Consider the following 855-nt stretch of genomic DNA (forward strand, 5'->3'; position numbering starts at 1 on the left):
CGCCGCCCTGCACGAACTCGACGCCGCCACCACACACCAGACCACCACCCCAGCCGCGACCGCGACCGTCGCGCGCGACGAGACCGTGGCGGCCGATCGCACGGACATGGACGAGTTCGAGCGCGACTTCACCGCGCGCGACGACGCTGCGGCCGATCGCGCGGAGCCCACACCGATCGCGCGCGAACCGATCGCGCGCGCGGCCGAGGAGGCCGGTTCGATCGCGCGCGACGACATCGATCGCGCGCCGATCGCGCGCGGGGATGCCGATCACTCGCGCGCGGCCGACGACGTCGCGGCCGTCCCGCAGGCCAGTGCGGAGGTGGCTGCCGATCGCGCGCCGATCGCGCGCGACGCTGCGGCCGATCGCGACCGCGCGGCGGCCGAGGCCGAGCCGATCGCGCCCGAACCGGCGGTGGACGATCGCGCGCCGATCGCCGCGCACAGCCCTGTTGAGCTGGGAACCGATCGCGAGTCGATCGCCGATCACGAGACCGACACCGCCCCCGCCGAGGGGGATCAGGACGAGCCCGCGCGCGACGACTCCGATCACGACCGCGCGGCGGTCGTGACCCTTGTGCGCGGAAATTCCGGGCGGCCGATCGCGCGCGACAACATCGATCGCGCGCACACCGGTCGCTCGTCGATCGCGCGCGAACCCGCGATCGATCACCGCGCGCGCGACATCGAGCGCCTCCCCGCGGGTGAGTGCGCGATCGAACGGCGCGCGATCGACACCTGCCGCAGCGCTGTCGCGCGCGATCGGCGCGCGATCGGCCGCGCGCGCGGTGATCGATCGCGGGCTGTCACGCCAGCCGATCGAGATGCTCGCGCGCATCTACGAGGCCCGCTCGC

At 74.7% G+C, this 855-nt stretch carries 1 pseudogene; it reads left to right on the forward strand.

Annotation, left to right across the window (positions count from 1 at the left end):
- Nucleotides 1-855 (forward strand): annotated as a pseudogene (locus tag A5780_RS41465) (hypothetical protein); the annotation flags it as partial.

Source organism: Nocardia sp. 852002-20019_SCH5090214 (assembly GCF_001665865.1).
Classification (GTDB): Bacteria; Actinomycetota; Actinomycetes; order Mycobacteriales; family Mycobacteriaceae; genus Nocardia; species Nocardia nova.